This is a genomic window from Streptomyces sp. NPDC089799 (genome assembly GCF_040684755.1).
Taxonomy (GTDB): Bacteria; Actinomycetota; Actinomycetes; order Streptomycetales; family Streptomycetaceae; genus Streptomyces.
The window spans coordinates 99,398-119,065 of record NZ_JBFBGR010000007.1; the positions used below are offsets into that span (position 1 = coordinate 99,398).

The following is a 19,668-nucleotide window of genomic DNA, read 5'->3' on the forward strand; positions in this document are numbered from 1 at the left end:
GCGCGGCGGATCACGGCGGATCACGGAGGATCACGCAGGACCGCGGCGGAACGCGGCGGATCACGCAGGACCGCGGCGGACCGCAGCGCGGCGCGGCCGATCAGGGTGCGCTCAGCTCGCGTTCCAGCGGGGTGCGGAAGCGCGGGGTGACCCGTGCCTCCCCGATCCACTCGGCGAGGCGCGCGGCCTCGGCGGCGACGGCCCGTCCGGCCTCGGCGCCGGGGTCCCCGAGCAGCCGCCACACGATCCCGCCGTCCGGACGCTGGGCCCAGCCACCGGCGATCGCGCCGTTCCACCACACGGTGGGGCCGATGTTGCCCGCCCGGTCGAAGAGGGCCGGTCGGTGGGCAGGGTCCAGGTGGAAGGAGCGGTCGGCCCAGCCCATCGCACTGGGGTCCAGACCGGGCAGCAGGGCCGCCCAGGGTTCCGGCTCCGGCACGGGCCCGGCGTCCCCGGGGGCCACCAGGGCCGTGCTGCCGTCGTCCAGCAGGACCTCCTCGGGCCCGACGGCGGCCAGTGCCTTCCGGGTGTGGGTGAGGGTCCAGCCGGTCCACCACTTGAGGTCGGCCTCGGTGGCCGGCCCGTACGCGTGCAGCCAGCGACGGGCGAGCTCGGCACGGGCCCGGTCCTCGGGGACCTCGGGCCAGGGCGCGCAGTGGGTCCAGCGGAACTGGCTGGAGGTCCAGGTGCCGCGGGGCCGGTCCCGGCGGATCCGTCCGTCGGCGGCGAGCAGCCGGATCACCCGGGTGGCCACGCCCTGGGTGGTCTCCCACTTCGAACCCCGGCCGACCGTGATCTTCCGGGAGAGGGCGGGGACGGCCGCGGAGAGCTGGGACCCGGTGGACGGTCCCCCGGCGTCGAGGGCGGCCAGGGTGGCCTCCTCGGCCCCGGCCAGCCAGGCCGCGTCGAGGCCCTGGCCGTCGTCCTGGAGGTGCTTGAGCAGGGTGCGGCGTTCCTTCGCGGCGATGGCGAGCGCGGTGGAGGAGGCCACGCAGGGCGCCAGTCCGGCGGAGACGGCGAACAGCGTGTTCCGCATGCTCAGCATCCGCACCACGGCGTGCTCGTCGTAGAAGCTCTTCTCGATGGCTTCCACGCCGGTGTCGGCCAGCCGGGCCCGGGCGGACAGGTAGACGGTGGCGGCGTCCGTCGCGTGCAGGGCGACCACCGCGTCCGCCGCCTCGGCCACGGTGGTGCCGCGGAACGGGGGAGCGAGCAGGTGGCGGACGCCGAGCCGGTTCCGGCGCTCGGCGGTGGTGATCCTTCGGCGGCTGCTGCTCATCCCCGGATCGTACGGCGGTACCGCGGCGCCCGTCCCGGTCCTGTCGCCACCCGGTTCAGAGCTGCAGCTTGAAGCCGACGTGGGAGGCGGTGAACCCGAGCCGCTCGTAGAAGCGGTGGGCATCGGTGCGGGTTGCGTCGGAAGTGAGCTGCACCAGTTGGCAGTTCTCCCGGCGGGACTCCTCGACGGCCCAGGTGACGAGCCGGCCGCCGAGGCCGCTGCCGCGTTCGTCGGCGTGGATCCGCACGCCCTCGATGATCGAGCGGGTGGAGCCCTTGCGGGACAGGCCCGGGACCAGGGTCAGCTGGAGGGTGCCGACGACGCGGTCCCCGCGGACGGCGACGACGAGGCGCTGGTTCGGGTCGTCGGCGAGCCGCTTGAAGGCCTCGCGGTAGGGGGTCAGGTCCTCGGGGGATTCGCGGGTGGCGCCGAGGGGGTCGTCGGCCAGCAGGGCGACGACGGCGGCGAGGTCGGCCTCGCCGGCGGGCCGGACGGCCAGTTCGGCGGGTTCGGTCATGGGTTCGGTCATGGTGGTCCTTCCGTTCCTTCCTCAGCCCGCCGCGAGGGTCAGCGGAGCCCAGCGGCGGGTCCAGTCACCGGGCAGTCCGGGGATGTCCCTGGTCATGACGGAGTTGGAGGCGACGGACTCCAGGCCGTGTTCCTTCAGCCAGCCGATCAGCTCCTCGTGGCGCACGTCGACATCGGTGCGCAGCGGTCGGCCGGTGCTCATGCCCAGGGCAGTGATCAAGGACTGGGCGGTCTCGGTGTCCCGGGCGATCAGCGGCCCCACGACATGGGTGTCCATGTTGGGCCAGGCGGCCGCGTACCCGGTGAGGGAGTGCTCGGCGTCCTCGGCGACCAGCAGGTGGTCCGCGAAGGCGGGCAGCCGGGTGATCATGTGGGTGCGGTCGGTGCCGAAGACCTCGGTGTCCAGGCGCAGGATCCGCGGGAGGTCCCCGGCCACCGCGGGGCGGACCCGCGGCGTGCCGTGCTTCCCCGGAGTGCCCGTGACCCGGAAGGGCCCCACGAGCATGTCGGCGCGGCCGACGGCCTTGAATCCGAGCTCCTCGTACAGCGGCCGGCCGGACCGGGTGGCGTGCAGGGTGAGCGGGATGCCGCGGAGGACCTCGTCACAGACGTACGTCATCACCCGGCGGCCCAGGCCCCGGCGCTGGTACCGCTCGGCGACCAGCATCATCCCGATCGCGGCGAGATCCGGGCGCTCGGCGGAGCCTCCGTACCGGGTGACCACGCAGCACGCGGCCAGACCCCGGCCGTCGGGGGCGTCGATGCCGTAGCCGGTCCCGGCGGCGAGCAGCAGGCCCCACTTGTGTTCCTCGCGGGGCCAGCCGCGGTCCTCGGAGAGGTCGGCGCAGCGGGTGAGATCGTCCACGGTCAGCGGGCGGATCGGCAGGTCGGTGAGGTGTGATGGTGTCACCGGGCCAGACTGGATCATCGGCGCGGGGGCGTCCAGGGGATTTGACGTTTCACGTGAAACGTCGTGTTTCACGTGAAACATCGCTCTCCATGAGAAACATCGCCTTCCGCGGCAAACGTCGCGCTCCACGAGAAACGTCGCGCTCCACGAGAAGCACTTCACCTTCGAGCAGGAGGCGAGGGAAGCGCGCAGGGGGCACGCTAGCCTCGGTCCTCGTGACCCGACTCCACCTCTTCGACCTCGACGGCACCCTGATGCACGGCTCGGCGGCGCCGGTCGAACTCTCCCGGCAGCTGGGCCTGACCGCCGAGATCGCCGAGCTTGAGCGGGCGTTCAGCGCGCGGGAGATCGGCCCTCCGGAGTTCGCGGTGGGCGTGCACGCGCTGTGGGCCGACCTGACTCCCGACCATGTCCGGGCGGCCTTCACCGGGGCGCCCTGGCTGGCCGGCATCCGCGAGGTGTGGCAGGAGATCAGGGAGCGCGGCGAGTTCTGCGCGGTGGTCTCGCTGTCCCCGTCCTTCTTCGTGGAACTCCTGCTGGAGTGGGGCGCGCACGCCGCCCACGGCTCGGTCTTCCCGGAGGTCCCCTTCACCCGGCCCGTGGACCTCAACGGGATCCTGACCCCGAAGGGCAAGGTGGAGGTCGCGGACCGGTTGTGCGCGCGCTTCGGCCTGGGCAGGGCGGACTGCGTGGCCTACGGCGACTCGATGACCGACGCCGAGCTGTTCGGGGCGGTACCGGTCTCGGTGGCGGTCAACGCCCGGCCGCACATCGAGGCCCGCGCCACGCACCGGTACCGGGGGCTGGACCTGCGGGACGCATACCAGCTGGTGGCCGCGGCACGCCCGGGAGGTGAGGCATCTTAGGAGGAAAGTGGGGTTGCAGCGCGGAACTTTCCCAAAGTACCCACGGGCCGTTCCACCCGGCTGGCATGCTGCGCAGCCATGGAGCCCTCCACCGATGCCGTGCTCATCCGCCGCACCCTCGCGGAGATAGCACCCGTCGCCGACAAGGTGACCTCCTATTTCTACGCGCTGGTCTTCACCGGCCACCCAGAGGTGCGGTCGATGTTCCCGGCGGCCATGGACGTCCAGCGCGACCGGCTGCTGAAGGCGCTGCTGACCGCGGCCGAGCACATCGACGACCCGGCGGTGCTCGTCCCCTACCTGCGCCGGCTGGGCACCGGCCACCGCAAGTACGGCACTCAGCCCGCCCACTACCCGGTGGTCGGCGAGGCCCTGATCGGGGCACTCGGCCGCTACGCGGTGGAGACCTGGGGGCCGGAGGCCGAGGCCGCGTGGGTCCGGACATACACGACGATCTCCCAGATCATGATCGATGCCGCGTCCGAGGACGAACGTTCCTCCCCCGCCTGGTGGCACGCCGAGGTGGTCTCCCACGACCTGCGGACCTCCGACATCGCGGTGATCACGGTCCGCCCCGACCAGCCCTACACCTTCCTGGCCGGCCAGTACACGAGCGTGGAGACGCCGTGGTGGCCGCGGGTCTGGCGGCACTACTCCTTCGCCTCCGCGCCCCGCGCGGACGGACTGCTGTCCTTCCACGTCAAGGCGGTTCCGGCGGGCTGGGTCTCCAATGCGCTGGTCCGGCACGCCCGGCCCGGCGACGTCCTGCGGCTGGGGCCGCCGGCCGGTTCCATGGTGGTCGACCACAGCACGGACAACGGGATGCTGTGCCTGGGCGGCGGTACCGGCATCGCCCCGATCAAGGCCCTCATCGAGGACGTCGCCGAGCACGGCGAACGCCGCCCGGTGGAGGTGTTCTTCGGCGCGCGCAGCGACCACGGGCTCTACGACAAGGACACCCTGCTGGGGTTGCAGCGTTCCCATCCGTGGCTGTCGGTGCGGCCGGTGGTGGGCGAGGGGCTGGCCGGGCAGCTGCCGCAGGCGATCGGCGAGCACGGGCCGTGGAACTCGTACGACGCCTTCATCTCGGGTCCGCCCGGACTGATCCGGAGCGGTGTGGACGCCCTGAAGCGCATCGGGATCCCAGCAGAAAGGATCCGGTACGACGCCGTCGAGGAACTGGTGGGGGCGGACGCCTGACAGCGTCCGCCCGGCATCCGGAGCGGAACGGCCCGAGGCCGGGAACGGCTTCGCGCCCGGGGCCGGGAGCAGCCGGCCGCCGGGACACCGGGACCGGCCGCCGTCCTCAGCCCAGGTCGGGGGCGTGCATCGCGCGGACGCCCTCGATGTTCCCGTCGAGGTAGTGCCGCAGGGACAGCGGGACCAGGTGCACGGCGGCGATCCCGACCCGGCTGAAGGGCACCCGGACGATCTCGTACTCGCCCTCCGGGTGGTCCACCTCCGGGCCGTGCCGCCGCTCCGGCTCCATCGACTCCAGGCGGCAGACGAAGAAGTGCTGGACCTTGCAGCCCGTCACCCCGCCGGCCGCGATGTGTTCGACGGTGTCGACGAAGCACGGCACCACGTCGGTCACCTTGGCGCCGAGTTCCTCGTCGAGCTCCCGGTGCAGCGCGTCGACCACCGTCGCGTCGGACGGCTCCACCCCACCACCGGGCGTCAGCCAGTACGGGTCGACGCCGGGCTTGGTGCGTTTGATCAGGATCAGGTCATCACCGTCGAGCAGGATGGCGCGTGCGGTGCGTTTGACCACGGGACGTTCGGTCATGGGAGAAGAGTGGCCCGCTATTCCGGTTCCGAAACGCCTCGGGCCGGGTCCGCCGTCTCCGGCCGGTCCCGGCCCGCCGCGTCCAGGGCCCGCAGCACGTCCGCGACCAGGTCCGCGGTGTCCTCGGCACCCGCGGAGAAGCGGATGAAGCCCTCCGGGACCGCGTCCCCGCCCCACCGGCCGCGCCGCTCGGCCGTGGACCGTACGCCGCCGAAGCTGGTGGCGTCCTCGACCAGCGTCAGCGCCCGCAGGAACCGGTCGGCCCGCGCCCGGTCGGACAGGGTGAAGGACACCACCGACCCGGGCCCGCGCATCTGCCGGCCGGCCGTCTTGTACGAGGGGTCGCCGGGCAGTCCCGGATAGCGCAGCCCGGACACGTCGGGGCGGCCCTCCAGGGCCTCGGCGACGGCCAGGGCATTGGCCCACTGGCGGTGCGTGCGCAGCTGCAGCGTGGCGAGGGAGCGGTGGGCCAGCCATGCCTCCATCGGCCCCGGGATCGCCCCGATGATCTTCCGCCACTGCCGGACCCGGGCGGCGAGCTCCGCGTCCCGGCAGCTGACGTAGCCGAGCAGCAGGTCGCCGTGGCCGGTCAGCCCCTTGGTGCCGCTGGCCACGGCGAAGTCCGCGCCCAGCTCCAGGGGGCGCTGGCCGAGCGGGGTGGCCAGGGTGTTGTCGACGGCCACCAGGGTGCCGGCGGCGTGTGCGGCCTCGGCCAGCCGCCGGATGTCGCACACCTCCAGCCCGGGGTTGGAGGGGCTCTCGATCCACAGCAGCCGGGCCCCGTCGAGGACCTCCAGCTGGGCGTCGCCGGCGGTGGGCGCGGTGCGGACGTGGACGCCGTAGGCCTCCAGCTGCGCCGCGACGAGGGGCAGGGCCTGGTAGCCGTCGTCGGGCAGGACGACGGTGTCGCCGGCCCGGACCTGGGAGAGCAGGACGGCGGAGACGGCGGCCATGCCGGAGGCGAAGACCACGGTCTCCACCCCGTCCGCCCCGGGGGCCTCCAGTTCCCCGACGGCCCGTTCCAGCAGGGTCCAGGTGGGGTTGGTGTCGCGGGCGTAGGTGTACGGGCCCTCGACCTCGCCGGGCAGGTGGAAGTGCGAGGCGAACACCGGGCCCGGGAGGGTCGGCTGGTTCTTGACCGGCTCGGGGAGTCCGGCGCGGACGGCGCGGGTGCCGTCACCGATGGGGGCGGTGGTCACGAACGGAGCTCCTTCAGGGGCGGTTGCGCGGGCACGGGCGGGGCAGCGGGCACGGGCGGGGCAGCGGGCTCGGGCGGGGCCGGGGGAGCCGGCGGACGCGCAGGTACCGGCGGGCGTGACGCGGCCACGGCCGTTCGTACGGCGTCCAGCAGGCCAGGGCTCGCGGCCTCGACCAGCTCCAGGCACTCCTCGAAGCCGTCGAGCCCGCCGTAGTAGGGGTCGGGCACATCGGTGTCGCCGGCGGCGCCGGGGTCGTAGGAGCGCAGCAGCCGCACCTTGGCCGCGTCCTGCGGGGTGGGGGCGAGCCGGCGCAGGTCGCGCAGGTGGCCGGCGTCGAGGGCGATGACGAGGTCCAGGCCGGCGAACCAGGAGGCGCGGAACTGCCGGGCCGTGTGGTCGTGGGGGTAGCCGGCCGCTTCGAGGACGGCCAGGGTGCGCGGGTCGGCGCCGTCGCCCTCGTGCCAGCCGCCGGTCCCGGCGCTGTCGACGTGGACCAGGCCGTCCAGGCCGGCGTCGGCGACCCGGGCGCGGAAGACGGCCTCCGCCATGGGCGAGCGGCAGATGTTGCCGGTGCAGACGAAACAGATGCGGTACACGGGCCGTCAGCTCCGGTCGGGCAGGGCCAGGTTCACGGCCCAGGAGACGATGGAGATGATCAGACCGCCGACCAGGGCGGTCCAGAAGCCGTCGACGTGGAAGGCGATGTCCAGCTTGTCGGCGAGCCAGGAGGTCAGCAGCAGCATCAGGGCGTTCACCACCAGGGTGAACAGGCCGAGGGTGAGGACGAACAGCGGCAGCGACAGCAGCCTCACCACCGGCTTCACGATCAGGTTCACCAGTCCGAAGACCAGGGCGACCAGGATCAGGGCCAGGGCCTTGTCGCCGGTGCTGTCACCGGTCAGGGTGATTCCGGCGACCAGCCAGATGGCCACGGCCAGGGCCGCGGCGTTGGCGAGCGTCTTTACCAGGAAGTTCGTCATGCTTCCGATCGTTGCAGACAACCACCAGGAAGAAAGAGGCACGAGCAGCATGAAGGCGTTCCGGCTGGACGAACTGGAGGCCGAGCGGGCCGAGAACCAGGGCGCATACCTGCAGTTCCTGCGCGAGCGGAACATGTCGGTCGGCCTGTACGCGCTGGACGCCGGGCAGACCGATCCCCAGCAGCCGCACGGACAGGACGAGGTGTACTTCGTGGTCAGCGGCCGGGCCGCGATCACCGTCGGGGAGGAGACGGAGTCGGTGGCCCGGGGCAGCGTGGTCTACGTGCCCGCCGGGGTGCCGCACCGCTTCCACCACATCAGCGAGGACCTGAAGGTGCTGGTGGTGTTCTCCCCGCCGGAGGCCTGACCCGCAGGAACGCACGGCGGGCGGGGCCCGGGCCCCTAGGGGGCGGATCAGGGGACGGGTGGGGCTCGCGGGCCCCTTTTCCGCGGCCCTTCCTCCTAGCATCGATGACAGGAAGTCAACCGGGAGAACAGGAAGAGGTCGAGGTCATGGACGGCATCCGGCAGATATTCGCAGGCATGCCCTGGTGGGTGAAGTGGGTCGCCGTTCCGCTGCTGGCCCTGTTCGTCTTCGGCGGTGTGATCACCAGCATCCTGGCCACGCTGATCGGGTTCGTGTTCAAGGTGCTGCTGTTCGTCGCCCTGGTCGGTGGTCTGGTGTTCGTGGTCAAGCGCTTCGGCGGCGGGACGGCGAAGTCCTCGGAGTGGTGATTAACCCACCCGGGGGACAGAAAGCCAGGAACCCCTCATCGGCGAGCTATCGGCCGATACAGTGGCAATCCGTGCCGTCACCTGGCCGAGCCCGGTAAACCCGTTCTCACCTGTGGTCATTTCAAGCAGAAGCTGAGTGCGACCCCCAGGAGACGTGGCACACGCGGGGCGACCCCCGCAGGGCGGGCCGTCCGGACGCCCGCCGCCACGCCTGGGGGTGAGCCTTGTCTTCGGTCGACAACGCTGCGGTGCCGACGCTCATCGGGTCGGTGCAGCGGGCGCTGAGACTGCTCGAAGCCGCCGGTTCCCATAGCGGGGGAGCCCCGGCGAAACAGCTGGCGCGCGAGGCCGGGCTCCCGCTCCCCACGGCGTACCACCTGCTGCGTACGCTCACCCACGAGGGCTATCTGCGGCGGGAGAGCGGGGTCTTCGTCCTCGGCGACGCGGCCGGCAGGCTGGCGGGCGGCGGAATGCAGCAGAAACGTCGCAGCATGATCCTCGACTCCCTCGCGCACTTCCGCGAGGTGGTCGGCGCACCCGTCTACTTCGCGGTCTACCGCGAGGGCGAGATCGAGGTCGTCGGAGTCTCGGACACCCCGGGTCATCCCGCCTGCGAGGAGTGGGCGGACTTCCGGGCGACCGGTCACGCGCACGCCATCGGGCAGTGCCTGCTCGCCCAGCTCGACGAGAAGAGCCGCCGGGACCACTACGACCGGCACCCCGTCGAGGCGATCACCCCTTATACGGTCCGGGACATGTGGGCGCTGGAACAGCGAATCGCCGGCATGGAGCGGATGCAGCCAGTGATCGAACGGCAGGAATATGCCCTCGGCACGGTATGCGCGGCTATTCCGATCACTGCCGGTGACGCTGCCGCGACCATGGCCATTTCTCTCCCTGCCCATCAAGAGCAGAGATTGCCCTGTGTAGTGGATCGACTACGGAGTGAAGTAGGCGCGCTGTTGAGCACGCTCTCCTTCTCTATCAGTATCTGAAAACTCACTCCTTGTGATCTGCCAGTGCTTCCACCACCCTTGTCAAGAGGCCCTGGGGGGCCATTCCTGGCCACTTCCAATCACTGCGGGGTATGGAAATGCGCGAGTCGGTACAGGCAGAGGTCATGATGAGCTTCCTCGTTTCCGAGGAGCTCTCCTTCCGGATTCCGGTGGAACTCCGGTACGAGTCACGCGATCCCTTTGCGGTGCGCCTGACCTTCCACCTTCCCGGAGATGCGCCCGTGACCTGGGCGTTCGGCCGGGAGCTGCTCCTCGACGGCATCAACAAGCCGTCCGGTGACGGCGATGTGCACATCGCCCCCACCGACCCGGACGAGCTGTCCGACGTCCACATCCGGCTCCAGGTCGGCGGTGACCGGGCCCTGTTCCGGGCCGGCGCGGCACCCCTGGTGGCCTTCCTCGACCGGACGGACCGTCTGGTGCCGCTCGGTCAGGAGCGCACTCTCGGTGACTTCGAGGGGCACCTGGACGAGGCGCTGGGCAAGATCCTCGCCGAAGCGCAGCAGAACCAGCGGAACGCGGGCTGACGCACCGCTCGAAGACGCACCGCTCCGAGACGCACTGCGGGTTGACGCACTGCGGACCGGCGTACCGTTCCTTCCTCTTCATCCGCCTCGCCCGCGCCTGCCCGCCTCAGCGCTTGCGACGGCGGCCGCGCCCGCCGCGGGCCCGCCCGGAAGGGCCCGCCCCGGCGGGCGCCCGCGGTCCCGGGCGGTCGGCGGAGACCACCAGGGCCGCCAGCACCGTGGTCACCGGAACCGAGGCCACCAGCCCGATCGACCCCACCAGGGTCCGTACGATCTCCTCCGCCACCAGTTCGCTGTTGGCCACCGACCCCATGCTGCTGTTCGCGATCGAGAACAGCAGCATCAGGGGCAGTGCGGCACCCGCGTAGGCCAGGACCAGGGTGTTGACCACGGACGCGATGTGGTCCCGGCCGATCCGGATGGCCGCCCGGTAGAGGGCGCGCGGCCCCATGTCCGGGTCCGCCTGGTGCAGTTCCCAGACCGCCGAGGTCTGGGTGACCGTCACGTCGTCGAGGACGCCCAGCGATCCGATGATCACGCCGGCGAGCAGCAGGCCGCTCATGTCGATGTCCGGGTACAGGCCGTGGATCAGCCCGGTGTTGTCGTCGGTGTTGCCGCTCAGGAACGCCCAGTCGATGAGCACCGAGCCGAGCAGCCCGATCAGCAGCAGTGAGACCAGCGTGCCGAGCACCGCGACCGAGGTGCGGGCGGTGACCCCGTGGCACATGTACAGCGCGATCAGCATGATCGCGCTGGCTCCGATGACCGCCACGAGCAGCGGGTTCGACCCCTGGAGAATGGCCGGCAGGATGAACAGGGTGAGCACGCCGAAGCTGACCACCAGGGCGACCAGGGCGAGCAGTCCGCGCATCCGCCCGACGACGACCACCGCGATCGCGAAGACCGCGGCCAGCATCAGCATCGGGAACTTCCGGTTCACGTCGATGACCGAGTACTGCAGGTCGCGCGGGGCGTCCGGGGCGTAGGCGACCACGACCTCCTGCCCGTCCTCCAGCTGCCGCGGGGCGCCGGGCTGGACGATCTCCACGAAGGTGCGGCCCTTGTCGGGGCCGCTGCCGACCTCGACGGTGGCCTTCTTGCAGGTGGGGTTCCGCCCGGCCCGGGCCTTGGCCCCTCCGGGGGCCGAGGCGTCGCCGGTGGGCGGCGCCTGCGTCGCGACATTCACCGATTTGCAGTCCACGATTTGCAAATCGGTGACCTTGGCCTGTTGGGTCTGGCGGTCGAAGCCGACCCCGGTGCGCTCGTGATCGGGGGCGCCGCCCGGCCACAGCGCCACCAGGCCGACGAGCACGGCGGTGGCGAACGGGATCAGGATGGCGGAGATGACCCTGCGCAGGTGCCGTGAGACCGGGGCGGCCGGCCCGTGGCCGTGACTGTGGCCGTGCCCGTGCCCGTGCCCATGGCCGTGCCCGCTTGCCCGAGCACGGTCGCGCTCGTGATCGGGATCGTGACCGTTCCCGTGATCATGCTCGTGACCTGGGCCGCGGCCATGGCCGTCCATGGACCGGCCGGACTCGTTCGGGGGCTGAACCGATGTCGTCACGGGCCGATCATCGCAAGAGATACGGGGGCCCACTGTTCAGCACGCCACAGGTGACGCTAGCGTGGGGGGACCTTTGCACAACGCGGGAGCTCGGAGCACCGGGCTGAGAGGACGCTGATCACCGTACGCGCACCGAACGGGGCGTACGGGAAGAGGCTGCGTCGACCGCCGAACCTGTTACCGGGTAATGCCGGCGTAGGGAGATAGGTCTCATGACCATTCAGGACGACGCACGCACGCCTGCCGCCGACCAGAACGGGCGTACGCCCGGCTGGCACAAGGGCTACGTCGAGGGCTCCCGCCCCGACCTCCGGGTGCCGGTCCGCCAGGTCCACCTCACCACGGGCCGGGACGTCACGCTGTACGACACCTCCGGTCCGTACACCGACCCGCAGATCGACACCGACGTCCGTCGCGGTCTCGCCCCGCTGCGCGAGAACTGGATCATCAGCCGCGGAGACACCGAGGAGTACGCCGGCCGCCCGGTCCGGCCCGAGGACGACGGCATCAAGCACACCTCGCCGCGCGGTGGCCTCAAGAACCTCGACGCGGTCTTCCCCGGCCGCCCGCGGCTGCCCCGGCGCGGCCGTGACGGTGCCGCCGTCACGCAGCTCGCGTACGCCCGCCGCGGCGAGATCACCCCGGAGATGGAGTTCGTCGCGATCCGCGAGAACGTCTCCGCCGAGGTCGTCCGCGAGGAGATCGCGGCCGGCCGCGCGGTGCTGCCGGCGAACGTGAACCACCCGGAGATCGAGCCGATGATCATCGGCAAGAAGTTCCTGGTGAAGGTCAACGCCAACATCGGCAACTCCGCCGTCACCTCCTCCATCGAGGAGGAGGTGGAGAAGATGACCTGGGCCACCCGCTGGGGCGCCGACACGGTCATGGACCTCTCCACCGGCCGGAACATCCACACCACCCGCGAGTGGGTGCTCCGCAACTCCCCCGTCCCGATCGGCACCGTCCCCCTCTACCAGGCCCTGGAGAAGGTCGACGGCAAGGCCGAGGAGCTGACCTGGGAGATCTACAAGGACACGGTCATCGAGCAGGCCGAGCAGGGCGTGGACTACATGACCGTCCACGCCGGCGTGCTGCTGCCGTACGTGCCGCTGACCGCCCGCCGCAAGACCGGCATCGTCTCCCGCGGCGGCTCGATCATGGCCGCCTGGTGCCTGGCGCACCACAAGGAGAACTTCCTCTACACCAACTTCGAGGAGCTCTGCGAGATCCTCGCGACGTACGACGTCACCTACTCGCTCGGTGACGGCCTGCGCCCCGGCTCCATCGCGGACGCCAACGACGCGGCGCAGTTCGCCGAGCTGAAGACGCTGGGCGAGCTGAACACCATCGCCAAGCGCCACAACGTGCAGACCATGATCGAGGGCCCGGGCCACGTCCCGATGCACAAGATCAAGGAGAACATCGACCTCCAGCAGGAGATCTGCGAGGAGGCGCCGTTCTACACGCTCGGCCCGCTGACCACGGACGTCGCCCCGGCGTACGACCACATCACCTCGGGCATCGGTGCCGCGATGATCGCCTGGTGGGGCACCGCGATGCTCTGCTACGTCACGCCGAAGGAGCACCTGGGCCTGCCGAACCGCGACGACGTGAAGACCGGTGTCATCACGTACAAGATCGCGGCCCACGCGGCGGACCTGGCGAAGGGCCACCCGGGCGCGCAGGAGTGGGACGACGCCCTCTCCGACGCGCGCTTCGAGTTCCGCTGGGAGGACCAGTTCAACCTGGCCCTCGACCCGGACACGGCCCGTGAGTTCCACGACGAGACCCTCCCGGCGGAGCCGGCCAAGACGGCGCACTTCTGCTCCATGTGCGGCCCGAAGTTCTGCTCCATGAAGATCTCCCAGGACATCCGCCGCGAGCACGGCGGCGACCTGAAGGCCGAGGAGATCCAGGCGGGCATGGCCGAGAAGTCGGCCGAGTTCGCCGCCGCGGGGAACCGGGTCTACCTCCCGATGGCGGAGTAACCACCCGCCGCGCCGGACGGGCCCGCGACCTCATGGGGGGAGTCGCGGGCCCGTTTGCCGTGCCCGTCTCCCTCGTCCGTCTCCCTCGCCTGCCTCCCGAGCCCGTCCCCTTTGCCCGCCTCCTTTGCCCGTCCACGTCGTCCGGTCCGGTGCCCGGAGCCGGGCGGGAAAAAGGGCTTGTGCTGGAGTGCGCTCCAGCTCTTAGGGTCCGGCGCTATGACGATGCGATACAGGGATCTCGGGCGGACCGGGATGGAAGTCAGCGCGTACTGCCTGGGCACGATGATGTTCGGGGCGGTCGGCAACCCCGACCACGACGAGTGCGTACGGATCATCCACGCGGCGCTCGACGCCGGCATCAACTTCGTGGACACCGCGGACATGTACTCGGCGGGCGAGTCCGAGACGATCGTGGGGAAGGCGCTCAAGGGGAGCCGCCGCGACGATGTGGTGCTGGCCACCAAGGGGCACTTCCCGATGGGGGAGGGCCGCAACCGGAGCGGGAACTCGCGGCGGTGGATCGTACGGGCCGTCGAGGACAGCCTGACCCGGCTGGGGACGGACCGGATCGACCTCTACCAGATCCACCGGCCCGATCCCCGGACCGATGTCGAGGAGACCCTCGGAGTGCTCGGGGACCTGGTGCGGGAAGGGAAGATCCGCTCCTTCGGCTGCTCCACCTTCCCCGCCGAGGAGATCGCGGAGTCCCACCACGTCGCCGAGCGGCGGGCGCTGCAGCGCTTCCGGACCGAGCAGCCGCCGTACTCGATCCTCGCCCGCGGCATCGAGGCGAACGTGCTGCCGGTCTGCCGGCGGTACGGGATGGGGGTGCTGACCTGGAGCCCGCTGGCTTCCGGCTTCCTCAGCGGGAAGTACCTGCCGGGCCGGGACCTCGACCTGAGCAGCGGGCGGGCGGCCCTGACCCCGGCCCGGTTCGACCCGGCGGTCCCGGGCAACGGGGCCAAGCTGGAGGCCGCCGGGCGGCTCAAGGAGGTGGCGGACGGCATCGGGCGTACGCTCCCGGAGCTCGCGGTGGCCTTCCCCCTCGCGCACCCCGCCGTCACCTCGGTGATCATCGGCCCGCGGACCATGGAGCAGCTGGAGGACCTGCTGAAGGGCGCGTCCCTGCAGCTCGACGACGAGACCCTGGACCGCATCGACGGGATCGTGCCGCCGGGCACCGACCTCTACCGGGCGGACGGCGTGTGGCGGCCCACCGCCCTGACCGAACTCGCGCAGCGGCGGCGCCCCGTCGGGGAGCGGTAGGCGGGGGCGTCCGGTGGGGCGTCCGGCCGGGCCGGCCCTCGGCGCACGGCCCTCGGCGCACGGCCCTCGGCGCACGGCCCTCGGCGCACGGCCCTCGGTACCCGGTGCCCGGCACCCGGAGTCCCCTCCGGGTGCCGGGGCGCGCCGGTGGCGGGACCGGCTAGGCGACGACCTGGTAGTCCGCGCCCAGCTTCTGCCGGGCGTAGTCGCGGTTCGCCTCGATCCGCTCGCGCTGCTCCTTCGGGAGCGCGTCCCCGTTCAGCAGCCGCTCACAGCACTCCAGCGACTCCTGGTACGCGCCGGTCCAGTAGGCGGCCACGGCGAGTTCGTCGAGCGCGCGCCACTCGTGCCAGGAGAACTCGACGAACAGGATGTCCTCGGGGCGGGGGAGGGCGGCGGCCTGCTTGGCGAACAGGTACGCCAGCGGCCAGCGCTTCTCCAGGCGGCAGATGCGGGCGAGGTCGCCGAGCGCCTCGGCGCGGGTGGGCCGGGTCTCGTGCGCGCGCAGGTAGCGGTCCAGCACCTCGGGCCAGGGCCGGTCGAGGTCCACCGCGAGCCGGGCGGCGTAGAGCCGGGCGCAGTACGTCTCCTCGATCCAGCCGGGCATGGCCGCCCGGTGGTCGTAGGCGGCGAGGGACTTCTCCGGCTCGCTCGCGTCGCGCCAGCTCTGGGCCAGGTAGAAGGCGTAGCGGGCGTTGTCGGGTTCCTTGCGGAGCCCCTCGGTGAGCACCTCCGCGTCACGCAGGTACTTGGTGCGCTGGCCCTCCCGCATGCGGGCCCCGTTGCCGATGGTGCGGATGTTGGCGCCTTCGAGTACGCCGGCGTCGTACCGCCGGCCGCAGTCGATGTACTCGTGGAGCACGCCGACGTACCGCCAGGGCAGCTTGGTGGAGACCAGGGCCGGACGCCAGTGGACCATCGGGCCGTGCTTCAGGGCGACCCGGTACGCGTCCTCCGTGAGGTGCGGCATGGTGAAGCCGGGCTCGGTCTCCACGATGTCGTCGCCGTCGATGAAGAAGAGGTAGTCGGCACTGTCGCGGGCGAGTTCGATCGCCTCGGTGCGGCTGCCGTCGAAGCCCTTCCACTCCCGCTCGTACAGGGTGCCGGGGATGCCGAGGTCCTCGAAGGTCTCGCGGATGACGTCCTGGGTGCCGTCCGTCGAACCCGTGTCCACGATCACCCAGGTGTCGATCAGCGGACGGACCGTTTCGAGGCACTCCCTGATGGTCGGCGCCTCGTTCTTGACGATCATGTTCAGGCAGACTGTCGGTTTGGTCGGTTTGACGGATTTCACGCGCTTCACGTGGGTCACGGGTCCCATCCGCTGTAGTGGGCCGCCCGTCCGGCGGGCGACCAGGCCGGCGTCGGATCAGTGCTCCGTGACCCTAGTGACCGCCGTGCGGCGTTGCGCACGGCTCGCCGGGGCGGGGCGGTGCCGGTCACCGGGTTGGCACCCGGATGGAGGCCCGTGCACTGCTCCGATCCGATGACCTGTCGGGCGCGGCGGCCCGGCGGGGGGCTCCCGCGTCCTCAGGATGACCGCGGAAGTGAAAAGCGCACTTTCCGACAATCACCCTGATTCGGTCCCGGTCGATTCGTGTGCTGATCCGCATGGGATCCGTGTGCTGATCCGCGTGCTGATCCGTATGCGGCCGGGCCTCCGAACCGCTGCAAGGAGCGCTGTATGAGTCCTGAGGTTTCCGAGGCGAAGACGACCAGAACGTCCCTCGGTCCGCTGCCCGCGAGGGCCCGCCTGCGGACCGGCGGAACCATCGCCTCGCTGGCCCTGGTGCTGTCCGGGGTCGTCTCCCCCGCCGTGGCCTACGCGAACGGTGCACCGGCCGCCTACCCCTCGGTGGAAGCGGTCGCGGCCGACGGCCACGACGACGAGTGCGAGCCGCGGAAGCACCGCCCGGGAGAGAAGCCCAACGACGGCCGCACCGTGAAGGGGGGCGGCGGGGAGAAGGTCAAGTGCATCGTCGGCCCGACCGGTCCGACGGGCCCCACCGGGCCGCAGGGTCCGACCGGCGACACGGGTGCCACGGGCGACACCGGCCCGACGGGTCCCACCGGTCCCACCGGCCCCACGGGCCCCGGCGGTGAGGGCTCCACCGGTCCTACGGGTCCCACCGGCCCCACGGGTCCCACCGGTGCCACGGGTGCGACCGGTGCCACGGGCGCCAGTGAGTGCGTCGACATCGACAGCTACGCGCCCTCGAACAGCGAGGACTTCCACGCGGCGCTCGTCGGCGGTGTCGCCTACGCCGGCCGGGCGGCCCCGCCCGGTGGTTCCCCCGTCTGGCAGAACATCAGCGACGCCGACGACAACCCGGGCTTCCCGCCCAACGCCTGCGCCATCTCCATCGACGCGCAGGGCAACGACGCGTACATCAAGGTCCTGACCACCGACGGACGGGTGTTCCAGACCCACGGCGACGTCGAGGGAGAGACCTTCGTCTGGAACGAGCAGTGGTTCGAGCTGCTGCCGCCTCCGAATCCGAACATCGGCCTGCGGGCCAAGGGCGTCGCCCGCCACGACCCCTTCGGGGCCGTCCAGTGGAAGGGTGACCTCGCCCTCTCCGCGCCGGTGAACACGCACTGACCGGTCCGCGTCTCCACCAAGGCCGATCCGGATCCGATCCGGGTCGCCGCTACTCCGGCTCGGGTTCCGGGCCGCCGAAATCCGGACTCGTGAAGTCCGGACGCGTATAGCCGGGCCGGGACCCCTGCGACGGAGGTCCCGGACTGGTGAACCCGGGCCGGGTGTATCCCAGATCGGGGATGCGCCCGGCCGCCGGCGTGGGGGGCACGGGATAGCCCGGCGCCCCGGCCGGATCCGCCAGCGCGTCCCGCAGGAACGGCACGATGCCCCGTTCCAGCAGCGCGTGCAGCCAGGCCTCGCGGGCCCGCTGCACCTCGTCCGGCACCGCCTCCGCCACGTCCGCGCCGACCTCGGTGGCCCGGTTGCGGACGGCCGTCACCAGCAGCGCGATCGCCGCGTACAGGAGCGCCGCCGCGGTCAGCGCGCCGAACAGCCAGCCGGTGGTCAGGATGGTGTCGGCGAAGGCCGGCTCGGGCTCGATCAGCTTCAGTATCCAGCCCACCAGCAGGAAGATCACCATGGCGGTGAGCGCCAGCACGGGGGCGAGCACCGCGACGACGGCGCTGATCCCGGCCCCGGTACGGGCCTCCCCGGAGTCGTCCTCCCCGTCCGGTTCCGCCGGTGCCGCCGTCGCGGCGGCGGTCGCGGCCGCGACGGCCTCCCGCAGCTCGCCGCGCATCTTCACGTAGTGGTCGTACTCCGCCGAGGCCGCGGTCGTCAGCAGCACGCTCGCGTTGAGCGCCATGGTGCGCAGCTGTTCGGCGTTGAGCCGTTCGCCGAGGGTGGAGAGCTCCGGCCGGTCCCGCGCGGTGCGCAGCGCCTCGTCGAGCAGACGGTCGAACTCCGGGCGGTCTTCGGTCAGCAGGTGCCCAGCGTTGGTCATGTGCATCCCCCGATGCTCCGCACGGACCGGTCACCCGCGTGGACACCGGCGTGGACACCGGGCGGCCGGCACAAACGGAGGAGAGCCTGCTACGGACAGGAGCGATGGTAGAGGGCCCGCACCGCCCGCTGACAGGGGAACGCAGGAAAAACCGGCGGCCGGCCGGTCCGGCCGGCCGCGCGTCAGTCGTTCAGGGGCAGTTGCACGACCAGCAGTTTCCCGGCCATGGTGACGCCGCCGTCCATCGCGATGGCCAGTCCGTCCGCATACACGTGCGGGCCGTCCACCTCCGGGCCGCGGCCCTCGTCGCCGTCCTCGGTGCCGACCTCGCCGAGCAGGTACGGGATGGGGCTGTGGCCGTGCACCACGCGTCCGCCGCCGTAGGTGCCGAGCAGCTCGCGCACGGCGTCCGGGCCGGTTTCCTGGTCGCGGAAGGCGAACCGCTTGGTGAACTTGCGGAACAGGTCCCAGGTCTCGTCGGCGTCGTGCAGGTTGAGCAGCTCGTGGAGCTTGTCGTTGACGTCCTCGATGGAGTCGCCGTAGTCGAGGTAGGCGGTGGTGTCGGAGTGGAGCAGCAGGTGCCCATCCACCAGGGCCGCCGCGTCCAGCCGGGACATCCACTGCAGGTGGACGTCCTCCAGGCGCTCCATGTCGGTGCGCTGGCCGCCGTTGAGCAGCCAGGCGGCCTGGAAGGTGGCGGTGCCGGCGCCGGAGGACACCGGGGTGTCGCCGAAGCGCTTGGCGCCGATCAGCAGGAGTTCGTGATTGCCCATCAGGGCCTTGCAGTAGCCGCCGGACGCGGCCGCCTCGGCGGACAGCCGCATGACCAGGTCGATCACGCCGATGCCGTCGGGGCCGCGGTCGGTGAAGTCGCCGAGGAACCAGAGCCGGGCGGTGCCGGCGGACCAGTGGCCCTCGGCGTCGATCAGGCCCTGGGCGCGCAGTTCGGTGACCAGCTCGTCGAGGTAGCCGTGGACGTCGCCGACCACGTAGAGCGGGCCGGGCCCGGAGCCGGGGCCGCCCTGGTCCTGCTCCTGCGGGACGTACGTGACCTGGACGGTGTCGCCCGGACCGCCGGTGGCTCCGCGGCCGATCACCGGGAGGTCGCGGCGGGTGGGCGTGTAGCCGTCGTCGGAGTCGCCGTAGGGGCCGTCGTACCCCGGCTCGTACGGCGGCGGGTACGCGGGCTGCTGCGGGACCGGCTGCGGCGGTACGGCGGGCGCGGGCGGGGCGGCCGGCGGCGGGGGCACGGGCGCGCTCTCGTCGTAGTACGCCGGGTACTCGCCGTAGACAGGAGCCTCGCCGGGGGTATTGAGGGCTGGCACCCGGAAGTCCCGCAGCGTGTCCGTACGCATCGCGGGTCCCTGACCGGCCCCCTGAGTCATCGACCCCTCCACCACCGTCGCGCTGCCGTACACCTGCGGACCCTCTTTGCCCTGTGGGCGGAGGGTCCGTGATGTCGTGCGCCCATCATAGGAATGCGGATCGCGCTCTGTGACGCACCAGGGGTGGTGAATCCTGGGCGGAACCGGACCTTCC

Annotated in this window: 20 protein-coding genes and 1 riboswitch; of the genes, 9 read left to right on the top strand and 11 right to left on the bottom strand. The window is 71.7% G+C overall.

Annotation, left to right across the window (positions count from 1 at the left end):
- Nucleotides 1-100: 100 nt before the first annotated feature.
- From AB0O36_RS09375 to AB0O36_RS09385, 3 genes are read right to left on the bottom strand one after another with little or no spacing between them, the layout of a single operon-like run.
- Entirely contained in the window at nucleotides 101-1,279 is a 1,179-nt protein-coding gene (locus tag AB0O36_RS09375) for a winged helix DNA-binding domain-containing protein (RefSeq protein ID WP_365106410.1), read from the bottom strand.
- Nucleotides 1,280-1,334: 55 nt separating this feature from the next.
- Complete coding sequence (locus AB0O36_RS09380) at nucleotides 1,335-1,796, bottom strand: GNAT family N-acetyltransferase (RefSeq protein WP_365106902.1); 462 nt, start codon at nucleotides 1,794-1,796, stop codon at nucleotides 1,335-1,337.
- 33 nt (nucleotides 1,797-1,829) lie between these two features.
- On the bottom strand, nucleotides 1,830-2,717 hold the full coding sequence (locus AB0O36_RS09385) for a GNAT family N-acetyltransferase (protein WP_365106412.1): 888 nt from the start codon (nucleotides 2,715-2,717) through the stop codon (nucleotides 1,830-1,832).
- Between the two features lie 215 nt (nucleotides 2,718-2,932).
- On the opposite strand from AB0O36_RS09385, the gene AB0O36_RS09390 reads away from it, so the two are divergent.
- On the top strand, nucleotides 2,933-3,583 hold the full coding sequence (locus tag AB0O36_RS09390) for a haloacid dehalogenase-like hydrolase (RefSeq protein ID WP_365106415.1): 651 nt from the start codon (nucleotides 2,933-2,935) through the stop codon (nucleotides 3,581-3,583).
- Nucleotides 3,584-3,661: 78 nt separating this feature from the next.
- Nucleotides 3,662-4,783, top strand: coding sequence for a globin domain-containing protein (locus AB0O36_RS09395; protein WP_365106418.1), 1,122 nt, complete (start codon nucleotides 3,662-3,664; stop codon nucleotides 4,781-4,783).
- A 106-nt stretch (nucleotides 4,784-4,889) separates the two neighbouring features.
- Here the strand turns inward: AB0O36_RS09395 and AB0O36_RS09400 are convergent, their stop codons facing one another.
- Genes AB0O36_RS09400 through AB0O36_RS09415 form a run of 4 tightly spaced genes read right to left on the bottom strand, consistent with a single transcriptional unit; the run spans nucleotide 4,890 to nucleotide 7,548 of the window.
- Nucleotides 4,890-5,369, bottom strand: coding sequence for an NUDIX hydrolase (locus tag AB0O36_RS09400; protein ID WP_365106421.1), 480 nt, complete (start codon nucleotides 5,367-5,369; stop codon nucleotides 4,890-4,892).
- Between the two features lie 17 nt (nucleotides 5,370-5,386).
- A complete protein-coding gene (locus AB0O36_RS09405) occupies nucleotides 5,387-6,568 on the bottom strand; it encodes a cystathionine gamma-lyase (RefSeq protein WP_365106424.1) in 1,182 nt (393 codons plus the stop codon).
- On the bottom strand, nucleotides 6,565-7,164 hold the full coding sequence (locus AB0O36_RS09410; protein ID WP_365106425.1) for a low molecular weight protein-tyrosine-phosphatase: 600 nt from the start codon (nucleotides 7,162-7,164) through the stop codon (nucleotides 6,565-6,567). The genes AB0O36_RS09405 and AB0O36_RS09410 overlap by 4 nt, the downstream gene beginning before the upstream one ends.
- 6 nt (nucleotides 7,165-7,170) lie before the next feature.
- Nucleotides 7,171-7,548, bottom strand: a complete 378-nt coding sequence (locus tag AB0O36_RS09415; RefSeq protein ID WP_365106428.1) for a phage holin family protein — start codon at nucleotides 7,546-7,548, stop codon at nucleotides 7,171-7,173.
- Nucleotides 7,549-7,597: 49 nt separating this feature from the next.
- Between AB0O36_RS09415 and AB0O36_RS09420 the strand changes: the two genes are divergently transcribed.
- From AB0O36_RS09420 to AB0O36_RS09435, 4 genes are all read left to right on the top strand, one after another.
- On the top strand, nucleotides 7,598-7,915 hold the full coding sequence (locus tag AB0O36_RS09420) for a cupin domain-containing protein (RefSeq protein ID WP_365106905.1): 318 nt from the start codon (nucleotides 7,598-7,600) through the stop codon (nucleotides 7,913-7,915).
- A gap of 155 nt (nucleotides 7,916-8,070) precedes the next feature.
- Nucleotides 8,071-8,283, top strand: a complete 213-nt coding sequence (locus AB0O36_RS09425; RefSeq protein WP_365106908.1) for a DUF5326 family protein — start codon at nucleotides 8,071-8,073, stop codon at nucleotides 8,281-8,283.
- 224 nt (nucleotides 8,284-8,507) lie between these two features.
- Nucleotides 8,508-9,278 carry a helix-turn-helix domain-containing protein gene (locus tag AB0O36_RS09430; RefSeq protein WP_365106431.1) on the top strand — a complete coding sequence of 257 codons (771 nt, stop codon included), beginning with the start codon at nucleotides 8,508-8,510 and terminating at the stop codon, nucleotides 9,276-9,278.
- 98 nt (nucleotides 9,279-9,376) lie between these two features.
- On the top strand, nucleotides 9,377-9,826 hold the full coding sequence (locus tag AB0O36_RS09435; RefSeq protein ID WP_365106434.1) for an SsgA family sporulation/cell division regulator: 450 nt from the start codon (nucleotides 9,377-9,379) through the stop codon (nucleotides 9,824-9,826).
- Between the two features lie 106 nt (nucleotides 9,827-9,932).
- Here the strand turns inward: AB0O36_RS09435 and AB0O36_RS09440 are convergent, their stop codons facing one another.
- The gene (locus tag AB0O36_RS09440) at nucleotides 9,933-11,423 is read right to left on the bottom strand and encodes a YibE/F family protein (protein WP_365106436.1); all 1,491 of its coding nucleotides are present in this window, start codon (nucleotides 11,421-11,423) and stop codon (nucleotides 9,933-9,935) included.
- A 39-nt stretch (nucleotides 11,424-11,462) separates the two neighbouring features.
- Nucleotides 11,463-11,609, top strand: a riboswitch (TPP riboswitch).
- Here AB0O36_RS09440 and thiC point away from each other — a divergent pair.
- Both thiC and AB0O36_RS09450 read left to right on the top strand, forming a co-directional pair.
- Complete coding sequence (gene thiC / locus AB0O36_RS09445) at nucleotides 11,603-13,378, top strand: phosphomethylpyrimidine synthase ThiC (RefSeq protein WP_365106438.1); 1,776 nt, start codon at nucleotides 11,603-11,605, stop codon at nucleotides 13,376-13,378. (Overlaps the previous riboswitch by 7 nt.)
- A 222-nt stretch (nucleotides 13,379-13,600) precedes the next feature.
- Nucleotides 13,601-14,644 (top strand): aldo/keto reductase, encoded by a 1,044-nt coding sequence (locus tag AB0O36_RS09450; protein WP_365106910.1) that lies wholly within the window; start codon nucleotides 13,601-13,603, stop codon nucleotides 14,642-14,644.
- A 160-nt stretch (nucleotides 14,645-14,804) separates the two neighbouring features.
- Here the strand turns inward: AB0O36_RS09450 and AB0O36_RS09455 are convergent, their stop codons facing one another.
- Nucleotides 14,805-15,896: a glycosyltransferase gene (locus tag AB0O36_RS09455; protein WP_365106441.1), complete on the bottom strand. Its 1,092-nt coding sequence runs from the start codon at nucleotides 15,894-15,896 to the stop codon at nucleotides 14,805-14,807.
- Nucleotides 15,897-16,328: 432 nt separating this feature from the next.
- Between AB0O36_RS09455 and AB0O36_RS09460 the strand changes: the two genes are divergently transcribed.
- Nucleotides 16,329-17,246 carry a hypothetical protein gene (locus AB0O36_RS09460; protein WP_365106443.1) on the top strand — a complete coding sequence of 306 codons (918 nt, stop codon included), beginning with the start codon at nucleotides 16,329-16,331 and terminating at the stop codon, nucleotides 17,244-17,246.
- Between the two features lie 49 nt (nucleotides 17,247-17,295).
- On the opposite strand, the gene AB0O36_RS09465 is transcribed toward AB0O36_RS09460, so the two are convergent.
- The gene (locus AB0O36_RS09465; protein ID WP_365106445.1) at nucleotides 17,296-18,135 is read right to left on the bottom strand and encodes a hypothetical protein; all 840 of its coding nucleotides are present in this window, start codon (nucleotides 18,133-18,135) and stop codon (nucleotides 17,296-17,298) included.
- Between the two features lie 176 nt (nucleotides 18,136-18,311).
- Nucleotides 18,312-19,529: a metallophosphoesterase gene (locus tag AB0O36_RS09470; protein WP_365106913.1), complete on the bottom strand. Its 1,218-nt coding sequence runs from the start codon at nucleotides 19,527-19,529 to the stop codon at nucleotides 18,312-18,314.
- Nucleotides 19,530-19,668: the final 139 nt, after the last annotated feature.